Genomic DNA, 13,606 nt, shown 5'->3' with positions numbered 1-13,606 from the left:
TTTAAGTAGTGTTCACCAAAATAGTTGAATAACTGGAGTTCAAGAATGCCTAAAAAAATTGTCATTTTTGGCGCAGGCTTAGTTACCAAACCAATGGTTGATTACCTCGCAAACCACCAATACGAAACAACTGTTGCAGATATTGTTTTGGAAAAAGCTCAAGTACTGGCCGATCCACACTCAAATGTTCAAGCAGTTCAGCTTGATTCCCAAGATGAAAAACATGTAGAAAGATTGATCCAAAACTGTGATCTGGCAGTAAGTTTATTGCCAGCAGCAATGCATCCGAAAATTGCCAAAAAATGCATAAAACTAAAAAAACATATGGTAACAGCTTCTTATATTAGCGAAGCTATGAGAAAATTGGATGAAGCTGCCAAATCATCAGGAATTACCATTTTAAATGAAATTGGCGTCGATCCCGGAATTGATCATATGAGCGCTATGAAGATCTTTCATGAAGTGCAGGAAAAGGGTGGAAATATCGTCAGTTTTATGAGTTATTGTGGCGGTCTGCCAGCTCCGGAAGCAGATACAAATCCGCTGGGCTACAAATTTTCCTGGGCTCCCAAAGGTGTGCTTACAGCTGCCGGAAATGGAGCAACATACTTAAAAGATGATAACGTTATAAAAATTCCAGGTGAAGAGCTTTTCAGTCATTACTGGCTGGTAGAAGTTCCTGGAGCAGGCGTGTTCGAAGCTTATCCAAATCGTGATTCTCTCAGCTACATAAAAACATATAATCTGAAAAATGTAAAAACCATGTATCGGGGAACTTTTAGAAAGATCAGCCATTGTGATCTCTGGTATATTTTTGGAAAAATGGGATTCTTCAAGCAGGAACCAGTTTACAAGAATCTGAGTGGAACGGTTCGAGAATTCATTCTTACCAAAATGATGAAGCTTTCCAAAGATGCTTGTCTGAAAACAGCAATTGCAGAGAAATACAATATTTCAAAATCAAGTATTATTCTGAAGAAAATGGCCTGGCTGGGATTTTTTGATGACACTCCAATTCCACTAAAAAAAGGTGCTGGAATTGATGTTCTTACTGCTTTGATGTTGGATAAGATGCAGTACGAAAAAGGAGAACGTGATCTCCTGGTTCTACATCACGAATTTATTGCAGATTTTGCCGGAAAAGAACAGCGCATCACTTCCACAATGATAGATCATGGAATTCCAAACGGAGATACTTCCATGGCTCGTACTGTTTCGCTTCCTGCCGCAATTGGCGTTCATTTGATCTTAGCGGGAAAAATCAAAAGAACCGGTGTAATTATGCCGAAATACAAAGAAATTTATCAGCCTGTTTTGCAGGAATTGGATAAACTTGGCATTAAGATCGAAGAAAAATACTATTAATAAGGAAAAGATCAAATATGAAAAAGTTAGGCATTGTAAAAGAGACAAAAAATAAATGGGAAAGACGTGTTCCTCTGAATCCGCAAGCTGTGAAGCAGTTGATCGAAAAAGGATTTGAAGTTATAGTTCAACCTTCGGAAATTAGAATTTATAAAGATGAAGAATATAAAAATACCGGAGCCGTTATCGATAATGACCTCTCTCAATGTGATTTCATTATTGGAGTTAAAGAAATAAAAATCGAAGACCTACAACCTGGAAAACCGCATCTTTTCTTTTCACATGTCATCAAAGGGCAAGATTACAATATGCCGATGCTGCAGTATATTTTAGATAATAATATCACGCTTTTAGATTATGAAAAAATTACCGATGAGACAAATCGACGTTTGGTTTTCTTTGGAGAATACGCTGGAAATGCCGGCATGCTTGAAACCTTGCACGGTTTAGGAAAAAGGCTGAAAGAAGAAATGGGAATCGAAACTCCATTTTTAAAAGTGAAGCAAGCATATGAATATGATTCCGTGGATACCGCAATCGAACAGTTGGAAAAGATCGGACAAGAAATCGAAGAAAATGGATTGCCCGAAGCGATCTGTCCGTTAAATGTTTTCCTGATGGGATACGGACACGTTTCGCTCGGAGCCAGAAAAATTCTGACTGCACTCCCATTTGAAGAGATAAAACCGGAAGAGCTGGCAGCAAAACAAGCTCAACTTTCCAATAATAAAATCTACATTTCTACCTTTGAAGAAAGACACATGGTAAAACGTAAAGATGGCGGTGCTTTCCAACTCCAGCACTATTATTTCCATCCCACAGAATACGAATCACAAATGGAGGAATTCCTGGATTTCTGCAGCATTTATTTGAATGCAATTTACTGGAGTCCAGAATCTCCGATTTTCCTGCCAGATGAGTATCTGAAGAAAAGCAATAAATTATTGATTATTGGAGATATCTCCTGTGATATCAATGGTTCTGTAGCTGCTACCATTAAACCGACCTGGCCAGATGATCCGGTATTTATTTACGATCCGAATGGTAGAAAAGCTACAATGGGTTATTCTGGTGAAGGAGTTGCAGTGATGGCAGTGGATAACCTTCCCTGCGAATTTTCCAAAGAAGCTTCCGATACTTTTTCAGAAGCTTTAATGCCATTTTTGGAAAGAATGCTCAAATTTGATTATTCCCAGCCAATCTTAGATTCTGATCTTCCAGATGAGATAAAAAAGGCATGTATCACTCATAAGGGAAAACCTGAAAAAGATTACCAATATTTAAATAAATTTTTAAAATAAAACATAAAATAGGAGACGTTATGGCAAAAATCGGAACTGCCGGAAATTATGGAAAAAAAGTTCGTTCTGATTGCAAAGCTACGATCGAATTAACCGATAGTGGTAGCTTGCAGATCGAATTTATCAGTAAGTTGGAAGCTTATTTTGGAGATCATATCAAATCTCTGATAGAAGCTGAACTGAAATTTTTTGGTATCAAAAACGCTAAATTGACTTTAGAAGATCGAGGATCATTGGATTATGTGATCGCTGCACGTGTGGAAGCTGCCATCAAAAAAGCTATCGAGACAGAGAAAGAATTTTTATTGGATATTCTGCCTCAAAATTTCAATCAAACCGAAAAAGATAAGCTGAGAAGATCGCGTTTGTATTTGCCGGGAAATACTCCAAAATTAGCTTTGAATGCAGGACTTCATAAACCGGACGAGATTATTCTGGATCTGGAAGATTCTGTGGCTCCCGATAAGAAATTTGAAGCAGCAATCATGGTAAGAAATGCACTACGTTCTGTAAATTTTTACGGTGCTGAAAGAGCTGTACGTATCAACCAGCTTCCTGCTGGACTGCAAGATCTGGATCATGTTGTTCCGCAGCATGTAAATTTAATTCTGGTTCCGAAAACAGAAAGCGCAGATCAAATAGAAGCAGTGAATGAAAAAATAGCTGAAATCAAAAAAGCCAGGAAACTGGATTATAATATCTGGTTGATGCCGATCATAGAAAGTGCACTTGGCGTCATTAATTCTTATGAAATTGCCAAAGGTGAAAATGTAGTAGCTCTGGCAATTGGTTTGGAAGATTACACTGCTGATATCGGAACACAACGAACTAACGAAGGAAAAGAATCTTTCTTTGCCAGATCACAAGTGGTTAACTCTGCCAAAGCTGCCAAAATTCAGGCAATCGATTCTGTATTTTCCGATGTTAATGACATGGAAGCTCTCAAGCAAAACGTATTGAATTCCAAAGCTCTGGGATTTGACGGAATGGGTTGTATTCATCCGCGCCAGATCGTTGTGATTCATGAAAACTTTGCACCAACAGAAAAGGAAATCGAAAAAGCGCAGAACATCGTAGCTGCTTACAATGAAGCAAAAGAAAAAGGTTTAGGTGTGGTTTCTCTTGGTTCCAAAATGATCGATGCACCAGTTGTGAAGCGTGCATTCCGAACCCTTAAACTTGCTGATATCGGAGGTAATATAGAACCTCATGGTAAAAAAACCGGAGGAAACAAATAATGAAAAAAGCAGATAAATTTGTAAAAAATGCCGCTGGAAGAGTGGTTCCAACTATTGTAAATGGAAGAGAAGTTATTGCCTTCCAAGGTGTAGGAAAATATAAACCTACTCATACCGGTGCTTCACCACGCGTTCCCACAAGTGCCGACTATCCAAAAGATGGAAATAAAATCGTGGAAAATCTGAAAGAAGCTCTCAGCAAAGCCGGTATAAAGGACGGCATGACTATTTCTACTCACCATCATTATCGCAATGGTGATTTTGTTTCCAACCTTATTTTTGATATTGCAGCAGAACTGGGAGTGAAAAATTTACGTTGGCTGCCCAGTGCTGCTTTTCCCTGTAATGAACCTCTTATCAAGCATCTTGAATCCGGTGTTATTCATCACATTGAAGGAAGTTTAAATGGACCGCTGGGAAATTATTGCAGCCACGGAAAAATGAAGGGAATGGGATATTTACGCAGTCATGGTGGCAGATACCGAGCTATATCTGATGGTGAAGTCCATGTCGACATCGCAGTAATGTGTGCTTCTGCAGCCGATATGACAGGAAATGCAAATGGCATATTGGGAAAGCATCCGTTTGGCCCGATGGGATTTACCAAAGCTGATGTTAAAAATGCCGATAAAACTATCGTCGTAACTGACACTCTAATCCCCTATCCCTGCTATCCCTGGGAAATTATGGGAAGTGATGTAGACTACGTTGTAATGGTCGATAAAATTGGCGATCCCGATAAAATTGTTTCTGGTACAACCCGCATAACCAAAAGTCCAGATCGGCTTCTTATTGCAGAATATTGTGCCAAATTTGTCGATGCTGCCGGCATTGTAAAAGATGGATTTTGCTTTCAAGCCGGAGCTGGTGGAACATCTCTGGCTTTCGTTAAATTCGTAAAAGAGATCATGCTGAAAAAAGGCATTAAAGCCAGAGCTATTTTGGGAGGAAACACAAAATATCAGGTAGAACTGCTGAAAGAAGGATTAACAGATTATTTGCTGGAAGGACAGGCTTTTGATCTGGAAACAATAAAATCCATACGCGATAATGCTAATCATATAGCTTTAGGCGTATTTGAATCTTACGATTATCATTCCAAAGGAAACATTGCATCGATGATGGATGCAATTGTCTTGGGAAGTACGGAGGTTGATGTTAATTTCAATGCAAATTGCGTTTCTCACAGCGATGGAAGAATGCTGCATGGAATTGGTGGTTTTCAGAACTGTATGATGGCTAAATGTACTATCCTAACAGTTCCTTCTTTCCGTGATCGTATTCCTGTTATCAAAGATAAAGTTACGACTCTTGTTGCTCCGGGAGAAATGGTTGATGTTATTATTACCGAACGTGGCATTTGTATCAATCCACTCAGAAAAGATCTGATTGAAGCAACCAAAGACTCCGGTTTACCAATTCGTGATATTCATGATTTGAAAGCAGAAATTGACGCAATCTGTGGCACACCTGCCAAGCCAAAACTTACTAATGAAGCTGTAGCCGTAGTGGAATGGGTTGATGGAACAATTCTGGATACCATCTGGAAAGTTGAGCAATAGAATGATTTTTTTTTTAAACAGTCTCGATATGAGATTAAAGGATCAGACGGATAATATAAAATGACAGTAAAAGAAATCAAAAATGGCGTCGGCCGCATGATCCCAACCGAAATTAACGGAAAATCAGTAAATCCTTTCATGGGATTAGGGAAACATCGACCGCAGGGCAAAATTATTGGATCATCTATTCCCACCTGTTTAGATTATCCACTCGATGGTGATAAAACAGTTCCTTCGCTCAAAGAAGCTCTCATCAAAGCCGGATTAAAAGACGGAATGACTATTTCAACGCATCATCACTTGCGAAATGGTGATCTTGTTGCTAATGAAATTTTTAAGATTGCCAGCCAACTCGGAGTTAAAGATCTAACCTGGTATCCTTCGGCTTCTTTCCCCAGCCATGAACCCTTGATCGAATTTTTGAAAAATGGAACAATACATCATATTGAAGGAAGTATGAATGGACCTTTGGGTCGATTCACTTCCCAGGGAAAAATGAAAGGCGTTGGAATTCTACGTTCCCATGGCGGGCGTGTTCAAGCTCTCAAAAATGGAGAAGTTAAAATCGATATTGCAGTAATGGCAGCACCAGCTTCCGATAAATTTGGTAATGCCAATGGTCAGCGTGGACCTTCTGCCTGTGGAGTTCTTGGTTATGCCAAAGCAGATTCTATGTTTGCAGAGAAAGTAATTATCGTCACAGATCATCTGGAAAATTTTCCCTGCATGCCGATGGAGGTAGAAGGAAATTATGTCGATTATGTAGTAGAGGTCGATCATATAGGAATTCCAGAAAAAATCGTTTCGGGAACGACCAAGGTAACAACAGTTCCTGAACGTCTTGAAATTGCCGAACTTTCCGCACAGTTTTTGTTAGAATCAGGCATTTTGAAAGATAGAGGTTTCATCCAGGCAGGAGCCGGTGGAATTTCTCTGGCAATTGGTCAATTTATTCATCAAATATTCAAAAAGAAAGGCTGGAAAATCCAGGTCGGTTTTGGCGGCAGTACAGAATACATGGTCTCAATGCTCAAAGATGGAACAATGGAACATCTTCTGGATGGACAGGCTTTCGATCTAACTGCAGTTCACAGTATTACCCAAAATGCTAACCATAATAGTTATCCAGTATTCAATGCTTACAACTTCCATTCCAAGGGAAATCTTAATTCCATGATGGATCTTTCTATTCTTGGTGCTACTGAAGTTGATGTAAATTTCAATGCTAACGTTGTTACTCATTCCGATGGTTATCTATTACACGGTATTGGTGGCTGGCAAAATTGCCTTCATGCCAAGAATGTAATTTTACCACTTCCTTTAGTACGACGCAACATTCCTGTGGTTCGTGATGAAGTAACTACTATTGTAGGTCCTGGAGAATTGATCGATGTAATCATCACAAATCATGGAATTGCTATAAATCCTGAACGTAAAGATCTTTTGGAAAAAATGAAAAACTCAACACTTCCTATCGTAACAATAGAAGAACTGAAAGATAAAGCTGAACAAATTTGTGGAAAGCAGGAAAAACCTGATTTCACAGATAAAGTTGTAGCTGCAGTAAAATGGGTTGATGGAACCGTGATCGATGTTATAAGACAAATCAAATAAAATAGAGGAGAGAAAACGATGAGTAAAAGAACAATCGTTAAGATGCCGGGAGACGGCATTGGCAAAACTGTACTTCCCGAAGCAATCCGCGTCTTGGATGCTGTTGGTTTTGAAGCCGATTATGTGCATGCAGATATCGGCTGGGAATTCTGGTGCAAGGAAGGCAATCCCCTTCCACAGAGAACATTGGATATTATCGAAAAACACAAGATCGCACTATTTGGAGCTATCACTTCCAAACCAAAAAGTGAAGCTGCCAAAGAACTTGATCCAGCCATCGCAGATAAAGGCTATGTTTATTATAGCCCTATTGTGGGATTGCGTCAGCATTTCACATTGGATATCTGTCAGCGTCCGTGCATTTCTTTCAAAGGAAATCCGTTGAATTTTATCCGTAAAGGACCGAACGACACGATCGAAGAACCGGAAGTAAATGTGGTTGTCTTCCGACAGAACACCGAAGGTTTGTATGGCGGTGTGGAATGGACAAATCCGCCGGATCAGGTTTATGATGCACTGATGACACATCCTAAATTCAGTAAGAATTTCGGTTGGTCTCCCCGAAAAGAAGTTGCTGTTTCTACAAGAATTTTTACCAAGAAATATTCGGAAAGAATCTGCAAAGCTGCTTTTGAATATGCCAAAAAATTCGGCTATGAAAGAGTAACTCTTTGCGAAAAACCAAATGTGATCCGAGAAACCAGCGGTATGATGCTGGCAATCTGCCGTGAACTGGAAAAAGAATATGAAGGCATCTGGTTCAATTACACAAATATCGATGCTCAGATGATGTGGCTGACCAAAGATCCTGAAAAATATGGCGTGATCATTGCTGGAAATATGTTCGGTGATATCGTTTCCGACGGCTTTGCCGGACTTATCGGTGGTCTTGGATTTGCCTGCAGTGCCAACATTGGTAAAGAAGTTGCTATCTTTGAACCTACTCATGGTTCATCTCCAAAGTATGAAGAACTTGATCCATCTATCGTTAATCCAATCGCGATGATCATGAGTGCCTGTATGATGCTCGATCATATCGGAGAAATTGAAAAAGCTGCACGTATCCGCAAAGCAATTGCTAAAGTTGTGGAAGAAGGAAAAGTGCGAGCTTATGATATGTTGAAACTGCCTGGTGGAGCTGATGTGCTGGAAAAAGGTGCTGCTTCCACTACCGAAATGACAGACGCGATTATCGCAGCGTTATAAATCAAATTTCTCGTTCCCAAACTCCGATTTGGGAACGATTATTTTTTAGGAGAATAAAATGAATATTTTAGAATTATGGCCCGAGATCGAATGGATCAAAGATACTGATCTTCGAGATAAAGTAACCAGAACCTGGGAAGCTGCTTTGAAGCGAAGTGTGCTCACTGCAACTGATCTTCAGAACATTCCCTTTACCCTGCTTTGCGGTCCCGACCTCAAAGTTACCTTCATGGATCACAAACGCAGTGTGGTGCACATCGCCAAAGCAGCCGGCGAAAAATGCAATGAATTTTATCATGGTGAACTTCCTGTAAATATGGACGTGCTCATCGCTGGAGCAATTCTGGCAGATGTGGGCAAACTTCTGGAATACGTGTTGGATGAAGATGGAAAAGCTATTCAGGGAACTTATGGAAAATATCTGCGCCATCCTTTCAGTGGAGTTTCATTGGCAGAAGAATTTGGCTGTCCACCCGAAGTCTGTCACATCATTGCTACTCATGCCGGGGAAGGAAATATGGTGAAAAGAACTACTGAAGCATATCTGGTTCATCATGCCGATTTTATGACATTTCTGCCGTTCAAAGAAAGATTGAAAATGTAAACTATGCGTCATTCTGCCTGCCAAGCCGAGGTTTAGCGAAGGCTGGATGTTTCTTGCATGCTGGTTTTTGTAAGATATCATAAAGTAATTGATGTGCAAACTCCCCTTCGTAAGGGGAGACAAAGAGGGGTTTGGCGAGATCAATGATAAATACCCCCTTTTGATTCCCCCGACCAAGGGGTGACAAAGAATCAAGGAGCAATAAATGGGACTCACACTTATAGAAAAAATCCTGGCAAATCACAGCGATAAAGACGTTGTGAAACCTGGAGAAATAATCGATATTGAGATCGATGTGCGCGCTGCCCGAGATTTTGGTGGTGCAAATGTAGTAAAAAATCTGGTGAATAATGGGCTGGAAGTCGATGATGTTGACAAAACATTTTTCACCTTCGATTGCAATCCGACGGGAAGCGATCAAAAATATGCTGCCAATCAGCAATATTGCCGGCTTTATGCGCGGGAAAAGGGCATCAAGGTCTATGACATCGATGCTGGAATCGGCACGCATCTGGTCATCGAAAAAGGGCTGGCTTATCCGGGCTGTACCGTTGTTTCTACTGATTCTCACGCTAATATTCTGGGAGCGATCGGGGCTTTTGGCCAGGGAATGGGAGATCGCGATATTGCAGCTGCCTGGGCAAACGGTAAAAGCTGGTTCAAAGTTCCTAAATCAGTTAAATTGACCTTGAAAGGAAAACGTCCAGCGAACATTTACGCCAAGGATATAGTTTTGAATTTACTCAATAAATTCGGGGCAAACAAACTTCTGGGCTATTCCGTTGAGGTTTACGGTGATGAAGTTGATAAACTTACTTTGGATGAAAGGATCACGATTTCTTCCATGGCTACCGAGATGGGAGCTATTATCGTTCTTTTCCCGCCAAATGATGAAGTTATCAAATTTGCCGAAGAACGTTCCGGTAAAAAGATCGAAAAAGTGCTGGCAGATGCAGATGCTGTTTACGATCAGGAATTCGAGCTTGATCTGGCAAAATTCGTGCCTATGATGTCTCGTCCCGGTCATCCCGATGATACTATCGACATCAGCGAACTGAAAGGCACCAAGATCGATTCGGCATTCATTGGAAGTTGTACGAACGGACGTTATGAGGACATGAAACTGGTGTCCGAAATCCTGAAAGGACGCAAAGTAGCTCCCGGTGTAGTTCTGAAAATCGTTCCTGCCACCGATGAGATTTGGCAGAGACTTTTGCAGGAAGGCATCATTAAGATTTTCAAAGATGCCGGAGCCTTGGTAAGTAATGCCGGTTGTGCCGGATGTGCTGCCGGACAAGTAGGACAGAATGGCCCGGGAGAAGTTACAGTAAGCACAGGAAATCGTAACTTTGCCGGCAAACAGGGCAAAGGAAAAGTTTACCTGGGTTCACCGGCTGAGGTTGCTGCTTCGGCTGTGGCTGGTTACATCACAACTCCCGATGATATTCCTGATAAACCTGCTGAATTTTCCGTTAAAGGTGGATTCGAAGCTGCTGAACTGAAGAAGGAAAAAGTAGGAGAAAAACCTTCTGTTATCGAAGGCAAAGTCTGGATCGTTGAGCAGGACGACATCGACACCGACATGATCTTCCACAACCGCTACCTGACCATTACTGACATCAATGAAATGGGACAATATGCTTTTGATAATCTGGAAGGCTGGGAAGATTTTGCCAAGAAAGCAGAAGCGGGTGACATTATCATCACGAATAAAAACTTCGGAGCAGGAAGTTCCCGTCAACAAGCAGTAGATTGTTTCAAAGCTCTGGGAGTTCAGGCAATCATCGCCGAATCTTTTGGTGCAATTTATGAAAGAAATGCCATCAATGCAGGTTTCCCGATCCTTACTTATAAAGATATTTCCGAACTGGAACTGAAGCAGCGTGATAAGATCAAAGTAGATTTTGAAAGCGGACAAGTAACCAACCTGGAAAATGGAAAAACCATCAAGATCAATCCGTTTTTCGATGTTCAGATGGAAATTTATAAGAAAGACGGGCTTTTGAAATAATTTGAAATGTGTAGTTAGAAATTTGAAATGTGAAATTGAGAATTTGAAATTAAAGGAAGAATGTCATGGAGAAATCTAATGTAATTCTGGAAAAAAGTTATTCGTTTTCTTTAAAGATAATTGGTATCTACAAAGAATTTTATGAGGAATATAAATTTCGGGATTTGTTAAGGCAACTTTTAAGATGTGGAACCAGTATTGGTGCAAATGTAGAGGAAGCTGTTGGCGGACAAAGCAGGAAAGACTTTTACGCCAAACTTTGTATTGCATACAAGGAGGCGCTTGAAACAAATTACTGGTTAAGATTACTTCGAAATTCAAATATAATTCCACAATCGAAATCAGACGAACTTTTAACTAACCGTATGGAGATTCGCAAAATAATTGGAGCGATTACCAAAACAATCAAGGAAGCTTCAAAATGAACAATTTCAAATTTATCATTTCAAATTTCACATTCCTGTAAGGAGGAAATGATGGGAAAAACTTTTGTAGAAAAAATACTGGGCGCAGAGACTGGTGCGATCGTGTTTCGCAAACCGAACATCGTTCTCACCCACGATAACACTGCCAGCATCAAGAACACATTCAAAAAAATGGGCGGCGAAAAAGTAGCCGATCCCGATCAGCTTCTGGTTGTATTGGACCATAACGCTCCGCCAACAAATGCCAAATTAGCTAATCAGTATCAGACAATTCGTGATTTTGTAAAAGATCAGGGCATCAAGAAATTCCATGACGTTGGCGATGGCATCTGCCATCAGGTGATGAGTTATCATGCCAAGCCGGGTATGATCATCGTGGGAAGTGACAGCCACACCTGTACTGCAGGAGCTTTCAATGCACTGGCTGCTGGAATCGATAGAACGGAATCTGCCGGGATCTGGAAACGTGGTGAAACCTGGTTCCGAGTTCCGGAATCGCTTAAAATCACTTTGAATGGCAAACTCCAGCCAGGAGTTTATGCCAAAGATATTTCGCTCTGGATCATCGGCATGATCGGTTCTGCCGGAGCTAATTACATGAGCATTGAATTTCACGGTGAAGGTGTGAAAACACTTTCCATTTCTGAAAGAATGACTCTAACGAACCTGGCTTCGGAAATGGGAGCCAAAAATGCAGTTTTTCCACCTGATGAAGTTCTGGAAGAATTTATTGGGGAAAAAATTACAAACGGCATCTGGTCTGATAAAGATGCAAAATACCAGAGAGAAATTGAGATCAATCTGAACGAAATATTCCCATTAGTAGCAGCTCCACATCATGTGGATAACGTGAAAGCTGTTTCCGAAGTGCAGGGAAGAAAACTCAATCAAGGATTGATTGGAACCTGTACGAACGGCAGGTTGGAAGATATTCACATTGCTGCTGAAATTCTGGATGGAAAGAAAATAGCTGATGATTTCCAACTTCTTGTTATTCCTGCTTCCAAAGAAATCTATCTGCAGATGATCGAGGAAGGTTTGATCACCAAACTCATGAAGGCAGGTGCCAGTGTGCTGGCTGTTTCCTGCGGACCGTGTCTGGGAACTGGTCAGGGAATTCCGGCTGATGGTTACACTGTTATTTCCACAGCCAATCGTAATTTTAAAGGCCGCATGGGAAACAAAGAAGCTCAGATTTTCCTGGCTTCTCCTGCCTGTGTGGCATACAGTGCAATCGCCGGAGAGATCACCGATCCTCGTGGTAAAACTTTTACAGATAAATATCCCTATCCAAAAGCTCAAAGCTCAACTGTTGATATCCAGCCGGATGACGATAGAAGAGCAGAAGCTACCTGGAATTACGCCGATGTGGATAATTTGAATACAGATCAGATGTTTGCCGGAAACCTTACCTACCAGGTTCTTTCATCCGATCCGGAAGCAATCATGCCGCATCTCTTTGTAGATTTTGATGCCAACTTCCCCAAAAATGTACAGCCAGGTGATGTTGTGATCGCAGGTGAAAATTTCGGTTGCGGAAGTTCACGTGAACATCCTGCTGTTGGTCTGGCTCATGCCGGCGTGAAAGCAGTCATTGTGAAATCTGTGAATCGTATCTTCTATCGTTCTTCTGTAAATCAGGGACTGCCCATCATTGTATTGCCGGAAGTTGTGGATGCCTACAAACAAGGCGATAAAGTGGATGTGAGTTTGGAAAATGGTTTTGTGAAGATCAACGATAAAGAGTTCAAATTTGCTCCACTACCAAAAGAGTTAATGGCGATCTTCGCTGCCAAAGGTCTGGTTAACTGGATAAAGGAGAATTGATAGCTGAAAGAAGCTCACAGATGCACACTGAAAACACGGATAATAAAAAGACTTGAATATTCTGAAATTCGCAATAGTATTCATTGCAGTGTTACAGGAGTGTTAATCGAAATATCTTTTATTACGATCTGTGTTATCCGCGATCATCCGTGAGCTATAACAAATATGTTCCCATGCAGAAATGTGTGGGATTTTTTTTATCTGCTTTAAGTAAGTTTTATATCATATTCTGGGAAAGTTATAATCTTTCAATTTACTTTAAAATTTCCTACTTCTGTGTTCACATTCGAACACTGAACTGATCGATTGTGAAGAACAATTTGTTGTTAGTTACACCTTGAAAAGTCCTAACTCGCTGAAAAATATAACAAAAACGCATTTGGCATACAAAATGCTTCTTTCAAATTAAGTCAAGTGTACCAACATGTTTGTTTCTCCGAAAATTGATTTAGA

10 protein-coding genes are annotated in these 13,606 nt (G+C 40.6%); all 10 read left to right on the top strand.

What is annotated here, in order from left to right:
• Positions 1-45 precede the first annotated feature (45 nt).
• The 10 genes from K9N40_02540 to K9N40_02495 all read left to right on the top strand — a co-directional run bounded on the left by K9N40_02540 (position 46) and on the right by K9N40_02495 (position 13,153).
• A complete protein-coding gene (locus tag K9N40_02540) occupies positions 46-1,365 on the top strand; it encodes a saccharopine dehydrogenase NADP-binding domain-containing protein (GenBank protein ID MCF7813341.1) in 1,320 nt (439 codons plus the stop codon).
• A 17-nt stretch (positions 1,366-1,382) separates the two neighbouring features.
• Positions 1,383-2,666, top strand: a complete 1,284-nt coding sequence (locus tag K9N40_02535) for a hypothetical protein (GenBank protein ID MCF7813340.1) — start codon at positions 1,383-1,385, stop codon at positions 2,664-2,666.
• Positions 2,667-2,686: 20 nt separating this feature from the next.
• Positions 2,687-3,904 (top strand): HpcH/HpaI aldolase/citrate lyase family protein, encoded by a 1,218-nt coding sequence (locus tag K9N40_02530; protein ID MCF7813339.1) that lies wholly within the window; start codon positions 2,687-2,689, stop codon positions 3,902-3,904.
• Positions 3,904-5,466, top strand: coding sequence for a citrate lyase subunit alpha (locus tag K9N40_02525; GenBank protein ID MCF7813338.1), 1,563 nt, complete (start codon positions 3,904-3,906; stop codon positions 5,464-5,466). The genes K9N40_02530 and K9N40_02525 overlap by 1 nt, the downstream gene beginning before the upstream one ends.
• A gap of 60 nt (positions 5,467-5,526) precedes the next feature.
• On the top strand, positions 5,527-7,080 hold the full coding sequence (gene citF / locus K9N40_02520; GenBank protein ID MCF7813337.1) for a citrate lyase subunit alpha: 1,554 nt from the start codon (positions 5,527-5,529) through the stop codon (positions 7,078-7,080).
• Positions 7,081-7,098: 18 nt separating this feature from the next.
• Positions 7,099-8,286, top strand: coding sequence for an isocitrate/isopropylmalate dehydrogenase family protein (locus K9N40_02515; protein MCF7813336.1), 1,188 nt, complete (start codon positions 7,099-7,101; stop codon positions 8,284-8,286).
• A 58-nt stretch (positions 8,287-8,344) separates the two neighbouring features.
• Positions 8,345-8,890 carry an HDIG domain-containing protein gene (locus K9N40_02510; protein MCF7813335.1) on the top strand — a complete coding sequence of 182 codons (546 nt, stop codon included), beginning with the start codon at positions 8,345-8,347 and terminating at the stop codon, positions 8,888-8,890.
• A gap of 205 nt (positions 8,891-9,095) precedes the next feature.
• Complete coding sequence (locus K9N40_02505) at positions 9,096-10,901, top strand: 3-isopropylmalate dehydratase large subunit (protein MCF7813334.1); 1,806 nt, start codon at positions 9,096-9,098, stop codon at positions 10,899-10,901.
• Between the two features lie 65 nt (positions 10,902-10,966).
• On the top strand, positions 10,967-11,326 hold the full coding sequence (locus tag K9N40_02500; protein MCF7813333.1) for a four helix bundle protein: 360 nt from the start codon (positions 10,967-10,969) through the stop codon (positions 11,324-11,326).
• A gap of 51 nt (positions 11,327-11,377) precedes the next feature.
• A complete protein-coding gene (locus K9N40_02495; protein MCF7813332.1) occupies positions 11,378-13,153 on the top strand; it encodes a 3-isopropylmalate dehydratase large subunit in 1,776 nt (591 codons plus the stop codon).
• The last annotated feature ends 453 nt before the right edge of the window (positions 13,154-13,606 follow it).

This window comes from Candidatus Cloacimonadota bacterium (assembly GCA_021734245.1).
Lineage (GTDB): Bacteria > Cloacimonadota > Cloacimonadia > Cloacimonadales > TCS61 > B137-G9.
This window is presented reverse-complemented; position numbering and strand designations above follow the sequence as displayed.

Bases quoted from the DNA above. Each gene is read 5' to 3' on its own strand.
- K9N40_02540 (MCF7813341.1), top strand. From the start codon at position 46: ATGCCTAAAAAAATTGTCATTTTTGGCGCAGGCTTAGTTACCAAACCA.
- K9N40_02535 (MCF7813340.1), top strand. From the start codon at position 1,383: ATGAAAAAGTTAGGCATTGTAAAAGAGACAAAAAATAAATGGGAAAGA.
- K9N40_02530 (MCF7813339.1), top strand. From the start codon at position 2,687: ATGGCAAAAATCGGAACTGCCGGAAATTATGGAAAAAAAGTTCGTTCT.
- K9N40_02525 (MCF7813338.1), top strand. From the start codon at position 3,904: ATGAAAAAAGCAGATAAATTTGTAAAAAATGCCGCTGGAAGAGTGGTT.
- citF (MCF7813337.1), top strand. From the start codon at position 5,527: ATGACAGTAAAAGAAATCAAAAATGGCGTCGGCCGCATGATCCCAACC.
- K9N40_02515 (MCF7813336.1), top strand. From the start codon at position 7,099: ATGAGTAAAAGAACAATCGTTAAGATGCCGGGAGACGGCATTGGCAAA.
- K9N40_02510 (MCF7813335.1), top strand. From the start codon at position 8,345: ATGAATATTTTAGAATTATGGCCCGAGATCGAATGGATCAAAGATACT.
- K9N40_02505 (MCF7813334.1), top strand. From the start codon at position 9,096: ATGGGACTCACACTTATAGAAAAAATCCTGGCAAATCACAGCGATAAA.
- K9N40_02500 (MCF7813333.1), top strand. From the start codon at position 10,967: ATGGAGAAATCTAATGTAATTCTGGAAAAAAGTTATTCGTTTTCTTTA.
- K9N40_02495 (MCF7813332.1), top strand. From the start codon at position 11,378: ATGGGAAAAACTTTTGTAGAAAAAATACTGGGCGCAGAGACTGGTGCG.